Source organism: Aquimarina sp. ERC-38 (genome assembly GCF_026222555.1).
Taxonomy (GTDB): Bacteria; Bacteroidota; Bacteroidia; order Flavobacteriales; family Flavobacteriaceae; genus Aquimarina.
On record NZ_CP098511.1, the window covers coordinates 1254285 to 1275672 of the forward strand.

The 21388-nt window shown below is 33.9% G+C and carries 20 protein-coding genes and 1 tRNA gene; 12 read left to right on the plus strand and 9 right to left on the minus strand.

Annotation, left to right across the window (positions count from 1 at the left end):
* Positions 1-29: 29 nt before the first annotated feature.
* From NBT05_RS05340 to NBT05_RS05355, 4 genes are all read right to left on the minus strand, one after another.
* Positions 30-830 (minus strand): hypothetical protein, encoded by an 801-nt coding sequence (locus NBT05_RS05340; RefSeq protein ID WP_265772432.1) that lies wholly within the window; start codon positions 828-830, stop codon positions 30-32.
* Complete coding sequence (gwsS, locus tag NBT05_RS05345; RefSeq protein ID WP_265772434.1) at positions 827-1921, minus strand: grasp-with-spasm system SPASM domain peptide maturase; 1095 nt, start codon at positions 1919-1921, stop codon at positions 827-829. Before gwsS ends, NBT05_RS05340 begins: the two co-directional genes overlap by 4 nt.
* 155 nt (positions 1922-2076) lie before the next feature.
* Positions 2077-3006 carry a hypothetical protein gene (locus tag NBT05_RS05350; RefSeq protein ID WP_265772435.1) on the minus strand — a complete coding sequence of 310 codons (930 nt, stop codon included), beginning with the start codon at positions 3004-3006 and terminating at the stop codon, positions 2077-2079.
* A gap of 41 nt (positions 3007-3047) precedes the next feature.
* Positions 3048-3302: a hypothetical protein gene (locus tag NBT05_RS05355; RefSeq protein WP_265772436.1), complete on the minus strand. Its 255-nt coding sequence runs from the start codon at positions 3300-3302 to the stop codon at positions 3048-3050.
* A 197-nt stretch (positions 3303-3499) separates the two neighbouring features.
* On the opposite strand from NBT05_RS05355, the gene NBT05_RS05360 reads away from it, so the two are divergent.
* Together NBT05_RS05360 and NBT05_RS05365 are read left to right on the plus strand one after the other, a co-directional pair.
* On the plus strand, positions 3500-4105 hold the full coding sequence (locus NBT05_RS05360; protein ID WP_265772437.1) for a DUF4254 domain-containing protein: 606 nt from the start codon (positions 3500-3502) through the stop codon (positions 4103-4105).
* Positions 4106-4235: 130 nt separating this feature from the next.
* Positions 4236-5240 carry a glycosyltransferase family 9 protein gene (locus tag NBT05_RS05365; protein ID WP_265772438.1) on the plus strand — a complete coding sequence of 335 codons (1005 nt, stop codon included), beginning with the start codon at positions 4236-4238 and terminating at the stop codon, positions 5238-5240.
* Between the two features lie 126 nt (positions 5241-5366).
* On the opposite strand, the gene NBT05_RS05370 is transcribed toward NBT05_RS05365, so the two are convergent.
* Positions 5367-6419: a ferredoxin--NADP reductase gene (locus NBT05_RS05370; protein WP_265772439.1), complete on the minus strand. Its 1053-nt coding sequence runs from the start codon at positions 6417-6419 to the stop codon at positions 5367-5369.
* 70 nt (positions 6420-6489) lie between these two features.
* Positions 6490-7605, minus strand: coding sequence for a DegT/DnrJ/EryC1/StrS family aminotransferase (locus NBT05_RS05375; RefSeq protein WP_265772440.1), 1116 nt, complete (start codon positions 7603-7605; stop codon positions 6490-6492).
* A 436-nt stretch (positions 7606-8041) separates the two neighbouring features.
* Here NBT05_RS05375 and NBT05_RS05380 point away from each other — a divergent pair, with 436 nt between their 5' ends.
* Genes NBT05_RS05380 through NBT05_RS05390 form a run of 3 tightly spaced genes read left to right on the plus strand, consistent with a single transcriptional unit; the run spans position 8042 to position 11391 of the window.
* Positions 8042-10735, plus strand: coding sequence for a tetratricopeptide repeat protein (locus NBT05_RS05380; protein WP_265772441.1), 2694 nt, complete (start codon positions 8042-8044; stop codon positions 10733-10735).
* Positions 10736-10760: 25 nt separating this feature from the next.
* On the plus strand, positions 10761-11192 hold the full coding sequence (locus tag NBT05_RS05385) for a bactofilin family protein (protein WP_265772442.1): 432 nt from the start codon (positions 10761-10763) through the stop codon (positions 11190-11192).
* A complete protein-coding gene (locus tag NBT05_RS05390) occupies positions 11155-11391 on the plus strand; it encodes an AtpZ/AtpI family protein (RefSeq protein ID WP_265772443.1) in 237 nt (78 codons plus the stop codon). The genes NBT05_RS05385 and NBT05_RS05390 overlap by 38 nt, the downstream gene beginning before the upstream one ends.
* A 204-nt stretch (positions 11392-11595) precedes the next feature.
* Here the strand turns inward: NBT05_RS05390 and NBT05_RS05395 are convergent.
* Together NBT05_RS05395 and rseP are read right to left on the minus strand one after the other, a co-directional pair.
* A tRNA-Asn gene (locus NBT05_RS05395) sits at positions 11596-11669 on the minus strand.
* 140 nt (positions 11670-11809) lie between these two features.
* Complete coding sequence (gene rseP / locus NBT05_RS05400) at positions 11810-13168, minus strand: RIP metalloprotease RseP (RefSeq protein ID WP_265772444.1); 1359 nt, start codon at positions 13166-13168, stop codon at positions 11810-11812.
* 151 nt (positions 13169-13319) lie between these two features.
* Here rseP and NBT05_RS05405 point away from each other — a divergent pair, with 151 nt between their 5' ends.
* The 6 genes from NBT05_RS05405 to NBT05_RS05430 all read left to right on the plus strand — a co-directional run bounded on the left by NBT05_RS05405 (position 13320) and on the right by NBT05_RS05430 (position 19974).
* Positions 13320-13985, plus strand: coding sequence for an SCO family protein (locus NBT05_RS05405; protein ID WP_265772445.1), 666 nt, complete (start codon positions 13320-13322; stop codon positions 13983-13985).
* Between the two features lie 131 nt (positions 13986-14116).
* Positions 14117-14344 carry a FeoA family protein gene (locus tag NBT05_RS05410; protein ID WP_265772446.1) on the plus strand — a complete coding sequence of 76 codons (228 nt, stop codon included), beginning with the start codon at positions 14117-14119 and terminating at the stop codon, positions 14342-14344.
* A gap of 9 nt (positions 14345-14353) precedes the next feature.
* Positions 14354-16450: a ferrous iron transport protein B gene (gene feoB / locus NBT05_RS05415; protein ID WP_265772447.1), complete on the plus strand. Its 2097-nt coding sequence runs from the start codon at positions 14354-14356 to the stop codon at positions 16448-16450.
* A 251-nt stretch (positions 16451-16701) separates the two neighbouring features.
* Positions 16702-18171: a 1-hydroxycarotenoid 3,4-desaturase CrtD gene (crtD, locus tag NBT05_RS05420; RefSeq protein WP_265772448.1), complete on the plus strand. Its 1470-nt coding sequence runs from the start codon at positions 16702-16704 to the stop codon at positions 18169-18171.
* A 10-nt stretch (positions 18172-18181) separates the two neighbouring features.
* Complete coding sequence (locus NBT05_RS05425; protein ID WP_265772450.1) at positions 18182-18817, plus strand: carotenoid biosynthesis protein; 636 nt, start codon at positions 18182-18184, stop codon at positions 18815-18817.
* Positions 18814-19974 (plus strand): lycopene cyclase family protein, encoded by a 1161-nt coding sequence (locus NBT05_RS05430; RefSeq protein WP_265772451.1) that lies wholly within the window; start codon positions 18814-18816, stop codon positions 19972-19974. Before NBT05_RS05425 ends, NBT05_RS05430 begins: the two co-directional genes overlap by 4 nt.
* Positions 19975-19992: 18 nt before the next feature.
* On the opposite strand, the gene NBT05_RS05435 is transcribed toward NBT05_RS05430, so the two are convergent.
* Positions 19993-20742, minus strand: coding sequence for a TerB family tellurite resistance protein (locus tag NBT05_RS05435; protein WP_265772452.1), 750 nt, complete (start codon positions 20740-20742; stop codon positions 19993-19995).
* A 180-nt stretch (positions 20743-20922) separates the two neighbouring features.
* On the opposite strand from NBT05_RS05435, the gene NBT05_RS05440 reads away from it, so the two are divergent.
* Positions 20923-21333 (plus strand): BrxA/BrxB family bacilliredoxin, encoded by a 411-nt coding sequence (locus NBT05_RS05440; protein ID WP_265772453.1) that lies wholly within the window; start codon positions 20923-20925, stop codon positions 21331-21333.
* Positions 21334-21388: the final 55 nt, after the last annotated feature.

Below are 21388 nucleotides of genomic sequence, written 5' to 3' on the forward strand. Positions count from 1 at the left end.
TATACTTTGGATTTGAAATATTTAATCTATTAATTTTTCATTTTATATTTATTGAATCTTAAAGTCATTTCTTCCTTCACTGAAAAGTTTTTACTTAATCCTCTTATTTTAGGAATAATCTCTATATATTCCTTACCTAGGACTCCATAGCAAACTAGCTTTTTAATTTGTTCTTGTTCAACAATATTTCGACCTCTTTGTTTAACATGAATAATTAATGGTGCAAAAGGTAAATTATTAATGTTATTATGTTGATCTAAAAAATATCCGATATTTTTTTCTATGGGTAGACCATAATTATTCAGTACATTTTCTAGTGATTCGGCGATATAAGAAGCTCGCTTAATCATTTCACTTAATGTTAGTTCTTCTTTACCAGCTCTCCATTTATGAAAAGATTTATTAAAGTTTCTATCATCTTCTATAATTTCTATAATTTTCTTTTTAAATTCTATATTAAAGCTACTCCTATATATTGAATCATATATATAGAATTCTTTATTAAATTCATTATACCAATTATAAGAAGAGTACCTTCTAAAATATTTTTTAGGAATTCCTCCTTTTGCCAGTATAATGGAAATAGAATGAATAAATTCGATATCTTTTGTTTTCTTACTTATATCAATGGCATATTGTAAATGACTAGATAAGGGAAATTGCACTATTTCAAAAACCCTTTTTAAAGAATCGTTGATTGATTTTAATTTCTTAGAATTAACCTTTTCAGATACCTCTAATACACCTTTATATTCATTATAGGGACAGTTTTGACTAAGAGTCTTATTTGATATAATAATTAAAGCTAATGATAGAAATACAATTTTCATTGGGAGAGATCTAATTCTTTTAGTTTATAGTATAAAATAGATTTTTGTTTCAAAATATTTTGACTCCAATCTTCCCATATATTAGTAGCTGGATTATATCCACATTTCAATGGTTTGGAATATTTATTATTAACATCTTCTAAATAAGCTCTACAGTCGGTACATATATGCCTAAATTCACAATTTTTGCAAATCTCTATCTTATTTTTAGAAATTTTCCAATATTTCTTAAAATCTTTTTTCTCTACAACGTCTTCTAGATCTGTATTGTTAATATTACCGAAACTCATTTCCATAGATGGACAATTTTTAATATTACCATCTTTGTCAATAGCTATCTTTTTGTTTAAACAAGTGTTATATTTTTGCGATTCTGTAAATAAACTGATATTTGATGTAAAGTATTTAGCATCAATTATACCACAGTTTCTTTCATCAATAATATTTTCTTTTATGTAATGAATTTTATTTGACAGTATAATATTTTTAAGTTTGTGTACAGGAGCTTTATAAAGAGTAATAGATTTCATCCTTGGATATATTTTTCCAAGATTCTTTAATTCTTCTATAAATTCAAGATTTTTATCATCGTAAGGTAGTAAAAATTCCAAATTAGTTATAACTAATTTTTTATCATGAACAAACTTTAATATTTTTTCAATTTCCTTCAATTGTGTATGTCGAAAAAATCTAATTTGAACGTTTGCACATGATAAGTTTTCTAATTCTTTTAAGATTTTCTTATAATTATGTTTAATTTCTTTAAAATCAATTATTGAATTTTCTATTTTGTTTGGAGAATGCCAGGCTAAATCAATTTCCGGGAAATATTTCTTAGTTAAATTTGTAAAAAAAATTAATTTCTTTTCCACTAAAAATTCAAAATATTCTGATATTATTTGATTGTTCTTTTCAGAAAATTTTTTGTAAATAATATCTAAAGTCAATCCATTAAATTCTTTTAGTATATAATATAATGAATTAGGTATTAGATAAAAATAGTTATTTCCTAAGTCGCATATAGTACTACGATTTTTACCTTTTACGAGAATACAATTAGAAAATAATATAAAGTTTTTACTCGTATTCAATCTAAATAATTTTTGATATTGGTTTATAGTATTTCCTAATACTACAATATGAGTTTTGAAATTTATTTATAGACACCAATGGAGAAGAATCTAATATAATTTGTTTTGCTTTTGTCGAACCATAAATATTAACAGGATTTAAATTTGAATTATTTTTACTCATTTTGTGATAAATATTTCGCTATTTTTCTTTCTAAATAAAAATTACAGGCTTTATTTATAAAATCAATTTGACCAGTAGGATTTATTTCTAGGATATAATAGTCTTTTCCATCAAAAATTAGGTCAATGGATGCATAATTTAATTTTAAAGCGCTAAGCAAAGATTTAATTTTAATTTCTAGATCTTTTGGAAGGTTAAATGGAATAATTCTAATATTATTTTGTTTTTTGATTATTTCTATCCTATAATCTTCGTAACCCTCATTACAGTGAATAGAGGCAGAATAAAACTCTTGGTTAAAATAAATTGCTCTTACTTCAAATATTATATTTAGTTTTTTTTGAAAAAATGATAAACCAAAATTTTCAGGAATTTTTTTTAGAATTTTGTTAGTGATTTTAAAAGTAAAAATTATATCATAGATATAGTTGTTAGTTTCATAATAAGTATCTTCTGTTATCCGCTTACAAATAATGCCTCCGGTAGAATAAAATTTTTTATAAAATTTTAACAATAAAGATTTTGATGAAGTTAATAATGAAGGGGGAATATTTAATTCATGTTTTCTTGCTTCGATTAAAAAATTAATTTTATTAATCTCAGTTGTATTAATAAAATTTCCAATTTTCTTTATCTTTTTAGTATTAACAAAAGATTCAAAAATTATTTTTTGTGATTGACTAATTAGTTTATTTTGTAGTTTATAAATATTTCCCCCATTAATCCAAATACTTGATACATCATCAGATAAAGTACAACTAATAAATGGAGTTTGTACTTTTATAAAAACATTATTTTCTAAAATATTAAATTCTGATATGTTGATTAATTCTCTTTCCCCAATTCTTACATAACTATCATCTATCCAATTAATAACATCATTGATAAATTGATCTGATTCTTTACAATATAATATTATCATATTCTGCAAAATCTATTCAATCCAATTTATTAAATTGAATTTTACATTGCATCTGATAAACATGGAACTGTACAAAAATTACTTCGATTGTGAAAAGTTAGTCTAGTTGTTCCATCACCATTGTCTCTTATAGCATCATAACCATAATCGAACTGAGTCAAAGCACCGTTGGCGCCATGAGGAGCTTCCGTTCGTCCACCAGCAGTAGCAATACCATTTGCTTTTATATTTTCCATTTGCTTTTTGTTTAAGGCCTCTTCTTGAAACTTTTTTATTTTTATACTCTCAAATTTCATATATAGTATTATTTTATAAGTTCAATTGTAAATATACAAAAAGTTTAATCAGAATATTTTCTATTATTAAATTTCTCTATTAACAGATTTTCTATACAATCTAGTCATTTAAGTTTTATGTAAGTATAGACTAAAACAATACCTTTGTATATGATAATTGTAAGTGGTAAAAAGAGTACTACTTTAAAGCAAATTCTATGTTTACACAAACGGCAAATCATATTTTTAAAGAAGTGATAGACACCTACCATATAAAAAACAATATCACCCAGGAACTTAAGAACCCGTATGAAAAGCAAGATTTAATAGAGCATTTATTATATAAAAAATGTTGGATTGATACCGTTCAATGGCATTATGAAGATATTATTCGTGACCCCGAAATCGATCCTATAGCCGCATTAAAATTAAAAAGGCAAATTGATGCCTCTAATCAGGATCGTACCGATATGGTAGAATATATTGACAGTTATTTCCTGGAAAAATTTAAATATGTACAACCCAAACTAGATGCGACGATAAATACAGAAAGTCCGGCCTGGGGCATTGACCGGCTTTCCATCCTGGCATTAAAAATATACCATATGCACGAAGAAGCAAACCGTCCCGAAGCTTCGGAAGATCATAGAAAAACTTGCCAAAGTAAATTAGAAATTTTGCTGGAACAACGTACGGATTTATCTACAGCTATTGACACCCTTCTTAATGATATTCAAAAAGGTGAAAAATACATGAAGGTATATAAGCAAATGAAAATGTATAATGATGAAGAGTTAAACCCCATACTCCGAGGTGAAAAATAAGCCTGTCCTCAACTTGACGGAGGAATTCCAGAACAGCTTTTTAATTTGAAATTTACACCAGTTATTTTACTAAAGTTATAAATTCATCAATACCAATACGTCCCATATATTAATTATCCGGCTCTCCGCTATGGGCGACGTAGCAATGACTGTTCCTGTCATCAAAGTACTACGTGATACCTATCCCAAAATTAAAATTACCATTTTAACCAAAGCGTTTTTTAAACCACTATTTAAAGTTATAAATAACGTAGATATCAAAATTGCCGAAATTGAAGGAGAGCATAAAGGGGTTCAAGGGCTTTATCAACTTTCCAAAGATTTAAAATCACAGGATTTAACCCATATCGCTGATTTACACAACGTATTACGGTCTAATATTTTAAAAACTTTTTTAAGTTTTTCCAGGCTTAAGGTGGCAACTATTGATAAGGGTAGGTCAGAAAAAAAACAAGTAATAAAATCTTCAAAGAATAAAATCAGATTCTTAAAAACCACCTGTCAACGATATGCCGAAGTTTTTAACCAATTAGGCTTTCCGATAGAATTAAACACCTATACCTATCCAAAAAAATTAGCAGTACCATCTGAAATAAATACCAACTATTTAAAAGGTTCCGAAAGGAAATGGATAGGAATCGCACCTTTTGCCCATTATCAAAGCAAAACCTATCCATTTTCATTATTAACCGAAGTTGTTGCAGAATTGGACCGGAAAAATGAATTTGATATTTTATTATTTGGTGGTGGAACCAAAGAAATTGAACAATTACGGCAATTAGAAAAAACCTTTAAAAACTGTACGCTAATTTCCAATAAAATAAGCTTTGCCGAAGAAATCCAGGTACTATCAAATGTGGATGTCATGGTAGCGATGGATAGTGGCAATGCTCATATTGCTGCAATCTTTAAATTACCAGTGATTACGCTATGGGGAGTTACGCATCCCGGATTAGGTTTCGCACCTTTTAAACAACTTCTGGAAAATTGCCTCCTCTCTGATAGAAACCAGTATCCACTAATCCCAACTTCTGTATATGGCAATAAAGTACCTAAAGGATACGAAAACGCAATGCAAACCATCCCCCCAAAAACAGTAATAAACAAAATCCTAGAAGTAATAAAACAAAAATAAGCAAAGCACACAACTCCACCCTCACTTCCCTATCAGTGAGCAAAGCGAACAAATACAATCTCTCTTCTCTATCAGTAAGCGCAGCGCACGGTCTAATATCTAACATCTAGCAGCGAAGCGGTCTATCTAGACATCATCAAAATCCACCTTAATCCCCGCCGTAACCGGATGCGCCTGGCAAGCCAAAACCAAGCCTTCTTCAATCTCACTATCTGTCAAAATACTATTCTTTTCCATTACCGCTTTTCCCTCCGTGATTCTACAAATACAAGAACTACAAACACCCCCTTGGCAAGAATATGGAGCATCAATATCCTGTTCTAGAGCAGCATTAAGAATAGTTTGGTCCTTCGGCATGGTAAAATCAAAAGTTTCATCATCCACCAGAACTGAAATCGTCGTTCTTCCACTTAAGTCTGCCTCAAGCGAAACTGGTTCGCTACTACTAGTAAACAATTCGCTATGCACCTTGTCCGTATCAACACCATTTTCATTTAGAACCTCCTTAGCCGTATCAATCATTGCCTCTGGCCCGCATAAATAATAGGCGTTAAAATCCACATCTTTAAATCGGTTTTTAATGATATAATTGATCGTAGATCGTTCAATACGTCCGAATTTCGCATTTTCCTCTTGCCTACGGCTATAAAAAAACTCAATATGTAAACGCTCAGGATATTCTTGTACTAGGGATAAAAGCTTATTAGCAAACATGGTCTCATTAAAATTCCGGTTTCCGTAGACCAGTACAAAAGAACTATTAGGCTCACTCGTAAGAACTGAAGTAATCATACTCAAGATAGGAGTGATACCGCTTCCGGCGGCAAAAGCCGCATACCAATGTTGATGATCCGGGTTGGTTTCTAGTAAAAAAGAACCTTCCGGCGGATGTACTTCCAGCGTATCCCCTTCCTGTAACTCCCGGTTGGCATAAGTAGAAAAAGTACCGTTTTCAACTTCTTTTACCGCAACACTTAGCTGTGAATCAAGAGGCGAACTACAAATTGAATATGCACGTCGTACCGCTTCCCCTTTAATTTCAGTTTTTAAAGTAACATATTGACCGGGGATAAAGGTAAAATCATCTTTTAAGGTGCGCGGAATCTCAAAATCAATAACCACCGCCTTTTCCGTTTCCCGGGTTATCTTCTGAATCTTAAGAGGATGAAAATCTGGCATAACAACTTTTTTGCAAAAATAATAAATGAGACCAGATTAAAACTCCTTTTAAAAAAATTAAATGTGCTCTTTACAACTCCTTATAAAAAGTGCAAATAGTCGCTACCACATGAGCTAATTGAGGTTCAGTAAGTTCTGCATACATAGGGAGTGATAACACTTCATCCTGTAATTTTGAAGCTACCGGAAAATCCGAAGCCTGGTGTCTAAAACGTTGATAAGAAGGTTGAAAAGGTATAGCCTTGGGATAATGGACTGCCGTTACAATTCCATACCCACGTAAATGCTCCTGCAAGCCTTGTCGATGCGTAGCTCTAATCACAAACAGGTGCCAACTATGCTGGTGATTACTACCCGTTGGTAACATAGGAAGTGAGATTTCCTTTACATCCGCAAGTTTTTCCAGGTAATAAGCAGCGTGTTCTACCTTACGTTTGATCCATTTCTCTAGGTAATTCAACTTAACGGATAAAACTGCAGCCTGCAGCGTGTCTAACCTACTGTTTCTACCATGAATAAGATGTGTATGTCTCTCCTTTTGACCGTAATTAGCAATCATTCTAATTTTATCAGCCATGTCTGCATTTTTGGTAAAAACAGCCCCTCCATCTCCGTAACACCCTAGGTTTTTAGTTGGGTAAAAACTATAACTGGCTGCATCTCCATATGTACCTACATATTGAGAATGCAATTTGCTACCATGGGCCTGCGCACAATCTTCAATTACCTTAAAATGATGACATTTTGATAAATTAATAATCGCTTCCATAGGTGCCGGGTAACCGTACAGGTGTACAACAATGACCGCTTTGGTTTGTGGAGTAAGTTTCTTTTTAATTTCTTCGGCTTCTAGACAAAAAGTAGTAGCATTCACATCTACAAAAATTGGGATGGCTCCGGCATTTACCACTACCTCACTAGTCGAAATCCAGGTATGCGCAGGTACAATCACTTCATCCCCGGGGCCAATTTCCATAGCTTGTAAAATGAGTTCCATACTATCCGTTCCGTTTGCACAAGAGATTACAAAACCTTCCCCGGTAATCGCTTTAAACTCTTCTTCAAAATTCCTCACAGGATCTCCGCCAATAAAAACACCTTTATCTAAAATTTTTGATATAGCCCCATCAATTTCAGGTTGAATAGATTGATATTGCGCTTGTAAATCAAAAAGTGGAACGTGCATTGCTAAGATATTTGGTTATATAAAAAAGTTTAAACAGCTTCAATTATTTAAAACAAATTAATGTTCGTAAAGCACAGCAAAATAAGGTAATTCCAAACTTTAAAAGATTTGGAGGTTGTTTTTTAACGTGAATAATTTTACAATATTGAGTTTCAATTTCATTATAATTAATCTTGGTTCTTGATTCCAGAAGCGCTAGCGATCTTGGATCCTTCCCTTAAACCATTGATTTAAATATACGATAAACCGTAATTGTTAATAACTACAAAACCATCTGTAAAATATACAGTTTCTCAAAGAAAGTATTGTTAATAAAGTAAAATTCCGATAAAGAAACGTATTTTTACAATATACTCCCCAAATAAGGTAATTTTGAACTTTTTTATACACTAAATGACTTGTTTTTTAGTTAGTAAAAGGATAAAAAGTAAAGTTTTTGAAAAATTTTAGTTCGAACATACTGATCATTATAAGCATTGCTCTAATCGGTTTAAGCTGTTCCCGTAAAAAGGATAAATGGGTAAATCGTAACTGGCATAGTTTAACTACAAAGAATAATACCCTCTACAACGGTCGGGTAGCTTTTGACGCGGGTAAAGAAGATATTGTAAATACGTACAGGGATAATTTCTGGGAAGTACTTCCCGTAGAACGTTTAATTGTAAGTGAAGACGTTCGTTTACCTAACGAAGTTCTTAATGAAAATTTCGATTTAGCAGAAACCAAAGCTGCAAAGTCTATCCAGAAACATAGTATGTTGATAGATGACCGCGAACGTAATACTAAAATAGACGAATCCTTTATGTTACTGGGAAAAGCCCGGTATAATGAGCAACGCTTTATACCTGCCCTTGAAGCATTTAACTACATTCTATATAAATATCCTAGTAGTAATAATATCAATCTGGCAAAAGTTTGGCGGGCAAAAACGAATATCCGCTTAGATAATAATGAGAAAGCTATCAAAGACTTAACCCGGATGATTTCTCAGGAGATTATGGCTCCACAAGATTATGCGAATGCCGCTTCCATGATTGCGCAGGCATATTACAACTTGAAGTTAAAGGACTCTGCGGTAACTTATATTGATAAAGCTGCAGCTCAAACGGAGGACTATGATGAAAAAGGTAGATATTATATTATCAAAGGACAATTACTAAACGAACTAGGGTTTAAAGACAGTGCAAATTTAGCTTTTGATAAAGTAATTGAACTAAACCGAAGGACTCCCAGAAGGTATTTGTTAAATGCCTATATGGCTAAAGCCCGTAATTTTGATTACGAAGAAGGAAATAAAGAAGAGTTCTTAGAATTATTGACGAAGCTGGAAGAAAACCGTGAAAACCGACCTTTTTTAGACATGATCTACTATCAAAAAGGAGAATACTTTCGGTTTACAGACTCTCTCGAAGCTGCGGTAACTTATTACAATCAATCCTTACGTCAAAATTCAGAAGACCGGATTTTAGAGTCAAAAAATTATAATATCCTGGGGAATATCAGTTTTGACGATCGGGAATACGCAGCAGCCGGAGCCTATTATGATAGTACCCTGGAACGAATGGTCGTAAATTCTAAAAAATATCGGGTCTTAAAAAAGAAACGTGAGAATCTGGATGACGTTATTCTCTACGAAGGTATTGCACAAACTAATGATAGTATTTTAAGAATTGCGCGGCTAAGCCCGGAAGAAAAAACAGCTTTCTATAAAAAATATACGGATAGCATTAAAGCTATTGCTATTGCCGAGGCAAAAGCTGCGGAAATTCAAAGAATAAAGGATGGGTTGCCGGTTCAACAACGTTTTCAGCAACCGGGAACCGGATTAGCTAATCAAAATGCCGGAAATAATTCAAATGAAAACGGAGGTGTATTTTACTTTTATAATCCTACGATTGTTGGCTTCGGAAAAACTGCCTTTAAGCGGAAGTTCGGAAACCGGGAACTTCAGGATAATTGGAAAATAGTCAGTATTTCAGATCCAAGTATTGCCGCATCTAAAGAGAATGAGGAAGAAGAAGAGAAATACGATATAGAAAAAGACCCTGTTTTTGATCCGCAAACCTACGTCGCCCAGGTTCCTTCAGATCCTAAAATATTAGATAGTTTACAAACAGATCGTAATTTTGCCTATTACCAGTTAGGGGTCATTTATAAAGAAAAATTTCAGGAATACGGATTAGCTACAGAAAAGTTTGAAGGTCTATTAGTGAGCGATCCCGAAGAACGACTGATCTTACCTTCTAAATATAATCTGTATAAAATTTATCAGCTTCAACAAGAATCAGATAAAATGAATGCGGTCAAAGCGGATATTGTTAACAATTATCCGGAAAGTAGTTATGCACAAATCCTATTAAACCCGGAAAAGGAAGTAGAGGGAGATAAAAATAGTCCCGAAGCTATTTATAATAGGATTTATCATGATTTTGAAAACGAAAAATATGCATCGGTGATTAAAGAAGCAGACGCGTATGCAACTAAATTTGGGGGAGAAGATTTTGTACCGAAATTTGAACTATTGAAAGCGCAAGCAATTGGACGCTACGAAGGTTTTGAAGCATATAAGAAAGCCTTAAACTATGTAGCCCTTAACTTCCCACAAAGTCCCGAAGGTAAAAAAGCCCAACAAATTTACAATAATGCCTTTCCGCAATTAGAACAAAGTGATTTCGCCGAAGGTACAGAGGTACTAAATAACCATAAACTAGTCTATGTATTTCCAACAATTAACAAAAAGCAAGCAGAAGAACTTAAGGAAAACATAGATCTGGTTATTAAAGAATTACGCTATAATAAAATGAAAGTATCACTTGATTTTTATACCAAAGATTCTTTATTTGTAGTAGTGCATACCCGAAGGGATCAACTGGGTGCAGAAGGATTAGGAGAGCTATTAACCCTGGGTAAAACCGAAGACTCCCGTAATGCGGATTTGACCCGCTGGAACCGGAAAAAAATCTATTATCCGGCAGTAGAACGTCCTTATTTTGTAGCAGCAACCCCTAATTATCGTATCATCCAGATTCATAAAAATGTGGAGAAATTTATAGCTTTGCAAGAAGCAGCAAAAGATCAGGAAGAAAAAGCAGAAGAACCTCCTCAAACGCAAACAACATCCGAAAAATAATTAGTAACTAAACTCCTCATAAAATATGTTTTCAGACAATAAAAAAAGTAAAGAACAACCCACTACCGATTTTTCAAAAAATCAAAACCGAATCTCAGAAGGTACCAAGATTGTCGGGGATATCGTATCTAAAGGTGGTTTTAGGATTGAAGGAATTATTGAAGGAACATTTAAAACAACCGGTAAAGTAGTAGTAGGTAAATCCGGTTATATTCAAGGTACTTTAGAATGTTCTGATGCAGATTTTGAAGGTAAGTTCTCAGGCAACCTATTGATTTCAGGTACGCTTTCCTTAAAACCAACCGCACATATTGAAGGAGAAGTAAGCGTAGGCAAATTAGCCGTAGAACCTGGTGCAGTCTTTAATGCTTCCTGTACAATGAAAGGGGATAATGTAAAATCCCTAACTAATAAGGCAAATGGATCCAAACAAGGACAACAAGGGCAATCCGCTTAGAAAATATTTAGCCTTAACGGGTATCGCCTTTGAGATGGGGGCAATTATTTTTGCCTTTTCTTATATAGGAGGGAAGTTAGATACATATTATAATACTACTAAAGAGTGGTTTACCATTGCCTTTGTATTACTAGGTGTAATCTGTTCCTTATTTTTAGTCCTTAAACAACTCAAAAGGATCAATAAACAAAATGATTAGATAAGGTATGTATCTATACTGAGCTTGTCGAAGCACCTATATGAGCCTGTCAAAACATTTATGCTAGGCCTGTCGAAGCACTTCTACTAGTTCATCGAAGTGTTTTCTAGTTAATTTACTGAGACCTTCGTACTGAGCCCGCCAAAGTACCTGTGCTGAGCCTGTCGAAGCAAAAAAAAGCCCAACATCACTGTTGGACTTTTGCTCCTCTTCTTGGGCTCGAACCAAGGACCCTTTGATTAACAGTCAAATGCTCTAACCAACTGAGCTAAAGAGGAGTATAATCTTTCGTATTTTGCAAAATCAAAATAGTTTTCTCTTTTGCGAGTGCAAATATAAATTAAATTTTATTTCTCAAAAAGCTTTTTAAGAAAATTATTGAAAATTATTTCAGATACATGCCTTCTTAAAAATTCACTTATCCTCCGAATAAAGCCTTGTACACATCATTTCCATTAGCTAGCACTAATAGGGTAATTAAAATAAGAAAACCGGCTAATTGTGCATATTCCATAAATTTATCTCCCGGCTTCCTTCCGGATATAATTTCATATAATAAAAACATCACGTGCCCCCCGTCCAGGGCAGGTATGGGCAGGATATTCATAAAAGCCAAAATGATAGAAATAAAAGCAGTAGTGCCCCAGAAACGCTCCCAGTTCCAACTTTCCGGAAATAACCCGCCGATAGCTCCGAATCCACCTACTCCTTTGTAAGCACCAGTATCCGGATTAAATATTTTTTTCATTTGTTTTATATAGCCACTTAAGATATCTACTCCCTTATTAATTCCAGCGGGAATAGATTCTACAAAGGAATACTTTACTTTTTCTAGTTTGAGCAAACCTCTTTTTTCGAATTCTTCAATCGGATTCGAACGAACCACTCCGATAAACCCTTCTTCATTTACCTTTATTCCCTCTACAGTTCTGGTAGTACCATCAGTAGATTTTACGGTAAGACTAACCGTTTTATTTTTATTAGCTTCCAGAACAGGAGAAATCTCATCCATATATTGTACGAATTGTCCATTCACTCCTACAACTTCATCTCCTTTTCGTAAATCAATTCCCTTATTATGTGAATTTGTCGCAACTTCTTCAATGATAAAAGGAAACCTGGGACTTATAAAAGAAGATTGCTCTTCCATTTCTAATAACTTTGCAATAAAGTCGACCGGTATATCTTGTTCAATCCTCCTACCGTCACGCTCTATACTCATTCTGTTACCATTGATAATCTCAAGCGGAATCGCACTAAAACGTTGAATCGGCTCACCGTCAATAGCCATAATCTTATCCCCGGTTTGAATACCTAATTTATTACCAATTTCAGTATTAGTGACTGCAAAACCATCCTTTAAACTATCCGCTTTAATATATTCATCTCCGTAAGCGTAGGCCAATCCAGCGTAAATAAGAATGGCTAAAATAAAATTAACGGTTACACCTCCTAACATAATGATCAAACGTTGCCAGGCAGGTTTAGATCTGAATTCCCAGGGTTGCGGGGGGCCGGCCATCTGTTCCTTATCCATACTTTCATCAATCATTCCGGCAATCTTTACATAACCACCCAGCGGTAACCAACCAATTCCATAAACCGTCTCTCCGATTTTCTTTTTAAATAAGGAAAACTTTACATCAAAAAACAAGTAAAATTTTTCCACCCGGGTTTTAAATAATTTTGCCGGTATAAAGTGTCCTAACTCATGCAACACGATCAGTAGGGATAAGCTTAATAGTAATTGTATAGCCTTTATAAAAAATGGACTCATAGTCAAATTTTCTTTTTTAAGAACTGCAAAAGTAGTCTTTTGCGTCCGCTTATAAAAAATAATAGGTTTGTGATCTTTCTTTTTATAACAATTTAGCATTCATTGCAAAACAAACTGTTTTAGATGCTTTAAATTTGTAAAAAAGAATAATATGATACGTTTTTTTGCTAAGTACAAATTTTTTGCCATTGTACTTTCCATACTTTCTATTATAATTATCAGTATCATCTATAGCATTTTAAAACCTAAGAAAAGCCTTCCGGTTTATGAACCTAATATGGTAAGTACCGAGTTAGTAGATAGTACGTTACAGGAAGTTCGTAAGTACCATAAAATATCAGATTTTGAATTGATTAATCAAAATGGCGAAACCATAACCCAAGAAAATTATAATGATAAAATTTACGTTGCTGACTTTTTTTTTACTACCTGCCAGACGATTTGTCCTATTATGACAGATCATATGCGTAAAATTCAAAAGGAAGTAATGGAAGATAAGGAGGTAAAATTATTATCTCATACCGTTACCCCGCAAATAGATAGCGTTCCGCAATTAAAAAAATACGCAAAGAAAAAAGGAGTAAAAGATCACAAATGGAACCTGGTGACCGGAAATAAAAAGCAAATCTATGAATTAGCACGCAAATCCTACCTGGTAGTAAAATCTGATGGAGATGGTGGCCCCTACGATATGATTCATACAGAGAACTTTGTACTTGTAGATAAAAAGAAGCGTATCCGTGGATATTATGATGGTACGAATGAAGAAGAAATAGATCGTCTCTTGGAAGATATTGAAGTCTTAAAAGCAGAGTAGAATAACATCTTCCACTGTATTTTAATACACTAAAGTTAATAAACCTTTAATTCATATTTAAGCGAAGATTACTTTTGCAACTCCGTAAATTACGCTACTTTTGCGTTGTTTAAATTTAATCTAAATAAGCTTTGAAGACAACTATCGCTAGTTTAAAGAAAGGGCAAAAGGCAATTATTCAAGAAATAACTACGGATAGAATTCCTTTAAAGCTTCTGGAAATGGGTTGTCTACCGGGCAACCAGGTAGAATTACTACTTACCGCCCCCTTTCAATGTCCTATGTACCTTACTATTAATGATAGTCATTTAGCCATTCGGAAAGAAGTCGCTGAACAGATCGAGGTTCGGATTTTATAAGGTTTTAATATGGCAAAACAAATTAAAGTATCTCTTATCGGTAATCCGAACACTGGTAAAACTTCTGTATTTAACCTATTAACCGGATTAAACCAACAGGTGGGTAACTACCCGGGTATTACCGTAGAGAAAAAAGAAGGAATTTGTAAACTGCCCCGTGGTATTAAAGCGCATATTCTCGATCTGCCCGGAACTTATAGTCTCAATGCTTCTTCACTTGATGAAAATGTAGTCATTGAATTACTACTGAACAAAAAAGACAAAGATTTTCCGGATGTAGCAGTGGTAGTAAGTGATATCGAAAATATTAAAAGGAATTTACTGCTGTACACCCAGATTAAAGATTTGGAAATACCGGTCATATTAGTCATCAATATGGCAGACCGTATGGAAAAAAAAGGAATTAGCCTGAATATTCCTTTGTTGGAAGAAAAACTACGTACTAAAATAGCTCTGGTCAGTGCCCGGAAAAATCAGGGAATTGACAAATTAAAAAAATTAATTGTTTCTTATAACACGCTACCTACTTCACCTTGTGTAGATGCCCTAACATTTGAACCCGAATATTTTGATCGTTTAAAACGTATTTTTCCTAACCAGTCAATATATAAATTATGGCTGGTCATTACTCAGGACGTAAATTTTAGAAAGGTTGAAAAAAACTCAAAAGGGATAACTCCGGATTTTGAAATTAAAACGGAAAGCGAATTAAAACGATTACAGCAAAAAGAAGCTATTAAACGCTACCAGTTTATAAATAATACCCTAAAAGAAACCATGGTAGTGGATCAAAACAAAGCTACCGGGGTTCGGGCAAAACTGGATAGAATACTTACCCATGGTGTATGGGGTTACTTGATCTTCTTTAGTATCCTGCTTCTTATTTTTCAGGCCATTTATGACTGGTCGTCCTATCCAATGGATTTGATAGATCAGGGTTTTGCCGGGTTAAGTGAAGTTATTCAGGTAAATTTACCGGACGGGCCTTTTGTAAGTTTAATAACAGATGGAATTATTCCCGGACTAGGTGGTATCGTTATTTTTATACCCCAGATAGCCATTCTGTTTATGTTTATCTCTATTCTTGAAGAAAGCGGTTATATGAGCCGGGTGGTATTTTTAATGGATCGCTTAATGCGAAAGTTTGGCTTAAGCGGAAAGAGTGTCGTACCCTTGATTTCAGGAACGGCTTGTGCTATTCCGGCAGTCATGGCCACCCGAAATATAGAAAACTGGAAAGAGCGTTTGATTACCATCTTGGTCGTACCTTTTACTACCTGTTCGGCACGCTTGCCAGTATACTTGATCATCATTGCGCTGGTCATTCCGGATACTAAAGTTGCCGGGTTCTTAAGTTATCAGAGTTTAACCTTGATGCTACTATACATTATTGGTTTTGTAACCGCTCTCGGAGGTGCCTGGCTTTTAAACCGCATGTTAAAAATGAAATCAAAGCATTATTTTGTTATTGAAATGCCGGGCTATAAAGTACCATTATTTAAAAATGTGTTCATTAATGTTATTGAAAAAACTAAGGCATTTATCTTTGGCGCCGGAAAAATCATATTGGCAATTTCTATTATTTTATGGGGTTTAGCCAGCTTTGGGCCTACCCAAAATTTTAATAAAGCTGAAACTATTGTTGCAGAACAATATCCCAATATTTCTTCTGAAAACCTGGAAACTAAAGTAGCTTCGTACAAACTAGAACATTCGTTTATAGGCTACGCCGGTAAGGCTATTGAACCCATTGTTGCACCTCTAGGATATGACTGGAAAATTGGGATTGGGATTTTAAGCTCCTTTGTTGCCAGAGAAGTATTTGTAGGTACTTTAGCAACTATTTACAGTGTGGGTAGTGAAGAAGAAGCGACCATTAAAGATAGAATGGCGGCAGAGATAAACCCGGTTTTAGGAGGTCCACTTTTTAATTTTGCTACTGGGATTTCGTTATTATTATTTTATGCTTTTGCCATGCAATGCGCCAGTACTTTAGCTATTGTTAAAAAAGAAACAAATAGTTGGAAATGGCCGGTGATTCAACTATTTTTTATGAGTGGTTTCGCTTATATCGTTGCTCTTATTGCCTATCAATTTTTAAAATAGAAAAATGCTAAACTTAATTTTGCAATACAGTCTGGTTATTTTGACAATAGGTTGGTCCGTATATTATCTTATTAAAAAGTATATTCTCCCGGTGAAAACAAATTTATCCGAAAAAAAGATGGAAAAAGGATGCCAGTCCGGTTCTTGCGGATGTCACTAACTAGTATTTCATACCGTAGCTATCTTTAGAAAAAAGTAAAGGAGCAAAGATTCTATATATTTTACACTTATATTTACATTCTTCTCTTCGTATGGAATCAAAAAAAGCCATAATTATTGGTGCTGGAATTGCCGGAATTGCCACTGCAATCCGTTTACAAAAACAAGGATTCGAAGTAACAGTCTTTGAAGCAAACACCTATCCCGGAGGTAAATTATCTCAAATGAATCGAGAAGGTTACCGTTTTGATTGCGGACCTTCCTTGTTTACCATGCCACAATTTGTAGAAGAACTTTTTACACTGGTAGGACGGGATATAAAAAAGTATTTTGAATACGAAAAGAAAGAAGTAGTCTGTAATTATTTTTTTGAAGATCAAACCCGATTTACCGCCTATGCTGATAAAGAAGCTTACGCAACAGAAGCTGCCAAGGTTTTTAATATAGATAAAAAGGATCTATTAGCTTATTTTAAAAAAAGTAAGCAAAAGTATGATCTTACCTCAAGTTTATTTTTAGAAAAGTCACTACATAAACTACAAACCTATCTTTCAAAGGATACAATCAAAGCAATTACCCGCTTAAATTCTTTAGATATTGATAAAAACTTAAATGAGGTTAATGAAGGGGCGTTTAAAGATCCCAAATTGGTACAATTATTTAATCGATATGCGACTTATAATGGTTCTTCTCCATATCAAACTCCGGGAATTATGTCTATGATCCCGCATTTGGAACAACATTTCGGGACTTTTTTTCCGAAAGGGGGGATGTATAGTATTACACAAAGTCTGTTTCAGTTAGCTAAAGATATCGGAATTAATTTTCAATTTTCCACATTAGTTTCTGATATTTTGGTCTCGAATCATAAAGCAGTAGGGGTAAAGATAGAAAACACCGTGTATCACGCAGACCTGGTGGTATCAAATATGGATATTGTACCTACCTATAAAAAACTGTTGGCAGATCAACCTGCACCTGAAAAAACCTTAGCACAGCCACGATCCAGTTCAGCGTTAATTTTTTATTGGGGAATCCGAAAAGAGTTTAAAGAACTGGATTTACATAACATCTTCTTTTCTAAATACTATAAAGAAGAATTTGATGCGATATTTAACCAAAAAACAATAAGTAACGACCCTACCGTATATATTAATATTACCTCCAAAAACGAAATAGAGGATGCTCCTACAGGTTGTGAAAATTGGTTTGTAATGATTAATGTTCCAGGCAATACCGGGCAGAACTGGGATGAGTTAATTAATACAACCAGAAAGAATTGCCTCCGGAAAATAAATAGGATGTTGCAAACAGATATCGAACCGCTGATTGCAACCGAAGAAATATTGGATCCTCGAAGTATTGAAAGTAAAACCCAGTCTTATCAAGGTTCCTTATACGGATCTTCAAGTAATAATAAATTTGCTGCTTTTTTACGTCATCCTAATTTCTCTCAAAAAATTAAGAATTTATTTTTTTGTGGCGGTAGCGTTCATCCCGGAGGAGGGATCCCATTATGCCTATTGTCCGGTAAGATTGTAAGTGATTTAGTTAACAGATAGAACTAGTAGAATGATTGCTTTGACTTCTAAAGAAAATATTTCCATCTTTATCATTTGGTTGTTTATTGCCTGCGCTGTGATTGGGATACAAATGGGTTATGAAGATTGGTTTTTATCGCTATCACCCCTTAACCTTATCCTTTTCCTTGGGTTAATTATTTGGAATACACCTTATCCTATGAACTTGGTAATAGTAATGTTCATTCCTTTTATCATAGGAATCCTGGTCGAATATCTTGGTGTTAATTTTGGGCTTATTTTTGGTGAATATGAATACGGAGAAAACCTGGGTTTTAAAATTGCCGGAGTACCTTTAATGATTGGTGTAAATTGGGTCATACTTACCTATTGTTCAGCTTCGATTGCGAGAAGGGTTACTTCAAGAGCCTGGATCGTTGCAGGAATTGCTTCTTTACTTATGGTTCTTCTGGATCTTATTATTGAGATAGCAGCCCCCGCCATGGATTACTGGGAGTTTGAAGGAGGTCAGGTTCCTTTACAAAATTACATAGGTTGGTTCGGAACCTCGTTTATAGCACATCTATTATTTCAAAAATGGAATAAATACCATAACCTCAAAATTTCTATACATATATTGAGTGCTATGCTAATGTTTTTTATCGCCTTTATCTACTTAAAATTATGACAGAATCGTATGACTACATCATTTTAGGAGGGGGAGCAGCCGGGTTAAGTCTCGCTTATTTAATGAGCAACGAACCATTTTTCAGTAATAAAAAGATTTTACTTTTAGAAAAAGAAGAAAAAGATAAAAATGACCGAATCTGGTGTTACTGGGAAACCGAACAGGGTCTTTGGAATAATCTTATTACAAAAAAATGGGAACAGATTAAATTTATAGGAGATCAATTTAAAAAAGAAGTTCCTATCCAACCCTATGCTTATAAATGCTTGAGAAGTATCGATTTTTACCGAAAAACCAAACTAGAAATACATAAGACAGGTTTAATTGAAATTAGAAAAGAAGAAGTAGTTTCTTTTAAAGATCAAAGTGAAACGGTAGAAGTGATTACCACTAAAAATAAATACCAGGCACTACACATATTTTCGAGCATTTCATTTGATAAGGAATATAAAAAGCAGAAAATATACCCGCTACTCAATCAACATTTTATAGGTTGGTTTATTAAAACTAATGAACCCGTATTTGACGAGGATATCGCTACTTTCATGGATTTTAGTATTCCTCAAGAGGCTAATACCCGTTTTATGTATCTCTTACCTTTTTCTACTACCGAAGCTTTATTTGAATATACCTTATTTTCTGAAGATTTACTACCCACTGAACAATATGAAAAAGGAATTACCGATTATCTGGACAATTTGGGAATAATAGACTATACCATTACAGAAAAGGAGAGAGGTTGTATCCCTATGACCAGTTATGATTTTGCTAGGAATAATTCTAAAAACATCTTACATATAGGTACGGTAGGAGGGTGGACAAAAGCAAGTACTGGTTTCACCTTTCAAAATACCACAAGAAAAACCAAAGAATTAGTTACCTATCTTAAAACAGGACAAACCAATCTTAAAAATTTCAATCGCCGAACCCGATTTTGGGGATATGACCTTCTGTTTTTGGATGTTCTATATCAATATAACCACAGAGGTGCAGAACTGTTTTCACTATTATTTCAAAAAAATAAAGTGACTACCATACTTAGATTTTTAGAAGAAAAAACTACTCTGTCCGAAGAAATTAAAATAATGGCTTCTATGCCTACCATGTTGTTTGCTAAGACTCTTTTTAAAAGAATATTTAGAATGCGTAGCAAGTAGAATTTAATAAAAACCTTCTTAAGCTAGACCTCTCTCTTTTTGAATTTGTTCGTAGGCTTTTTGTACTTCTTTAAATTTAGCCTCAGCACCTTTAATATGCACTTCGTCCATATGTTGGACTTTATCCGGATGGTACTTTTTAGCCATGGTTCGATATGCTTTCTTCACTTCGGCGTCTGTGGCCGTCTTTTCGATTTCCAGGATTTTGTAATGCTGATCTCCTGTTTTAAAGAACATGGCTTTGATACTTTCAAAATCCTGAAAACCCACCCGTAAAAAACCAGCCATCTTTTCAATTTCCCGGGCTTCGGCTTCACTGACATGACCATCCGCATTAGCAATACCAAATAAGAAATGTATAATTTGCAAACGAGCCGGGTACTGCGTATGACGAGAAAGAAAAGCACAAATCCGTTGTGCTGAAATTTCACGGTTTTTAATTACTTCGTTAAAGGTTCGGAAGGTAGCATTTGCTCTTTCTTTACCGTAGGCACTTACAAAGTACTGACGTACATAATCCAATTCTCGTTGATTTACCTTTCCGTCGGCTTTTATAACGATGGAACATAAGGAAAGTAGGTTCAATTCAAAGTCACTGGGAGAAACCTGATTGTTTCTGTTAGGAGGTCCGGAACTTCTTCCGGTGTTAAAACTTCCGCTTAACTGGATTCCACCCGAATCTATAAAACTTCCGATAATAAAACCCAAGACCGCACCGGGAATCCTAAAAAAGGCAAACCCTATAATAGCAGCAAACCACTTAATCATTCTTAAAATTTAAAGTGCAAATATACTTTTTATAATTGGTAGATTGTAAAGGCTTTCATAAGAAGCTTAAAGATGTATGTTAGAAAGAATACTACTTTTAGTACGTCAAACTGTCTGTACTATGATATTGGAATAGTATTTGTAATTTTACAATAGAAAATTCATTTTAAAGAAAATTATATGTATCCAGCAGATTTAGTAAAACCAATGCGTGAAGATTTAACAGCTATTGGTTTTAATGAACTACATACCGCCGAAGAAGTAGATAAGGCTATAGAAAAAGAAGGAACTACCTTAGTAGTTGTTAATTCCGTGTGCGGATGTGCAGCGGCAAATGCAAGACCGGGAGCTAAAGCATCTTTACACAATGATAAAAAACCGGATAACCTGGTTACCGTTTTTGCCGGCGTGGATAGAGAAGCAACAGATAAGGCAAGAGGTCATATGGTTCCTTTTCCTCCGTCCTCTCCATCCATGGCATTGTTCAAAAACGGAGAATTAGTACATATGCTAGAAAGACATCATATTGAAGGGCGTCCTGCTGAAATGATAGCAGAAAATTTAAAAGATGCTTATAACGAATATTGCTAGTAGTAGTTATTTAAGTAAAGGAGTTGTAAAAACGACTCCTTTACTTATTTTATTA